This is a genomic window from Oleiphilus sp. HI0067, assembly GCF_001635735.1.
Genome location: NZ_LWFI01000668.1, coordinates 1 through 257, shown reverse-complemented (window position 1 = coordinate 257; position 257 = coordinate 1). Strand labels below are relative to the sequence as shown.

General features: G+C 42.8%; 1 protein-coding gene. It reads left to right on the top strand.

The window, feature by feature from the left end:
• Positions 1–213 (top strand): transporter substrate-binding protein (locus A3739_RS07695; protein WP_156502446.1); only part of this gene is annotated, 213 nt, incomplete at its 5' end.
• Positions 214–257: the final 44 nt, after the last annotated feature.

Sequence of the window (257 nt, the reverse complement as noted above, 5' to 3'; positions counted from 1 at the left end):
CCTAACCACCACATCACTAAGCCTGTTCTAATTGGTGAGATCCAAGACGACGGTCAGTTTGAGATTGTTTCTTCAACTAACGGTCTTGTTCAAGGTGATGCTTGGTCTGACTACCTGCCTGGTTCTAAAGACGTTATCTCTGACTGGAGAGCTCCACTAGCATGTGGTAACTACAACGTTAAGACTGGTAAGTGTTCTGGTCAAAACTTCTAAGATAGAAGTTTCTGTAAAGCAGTAATTGAGAGGGCTAATCATAG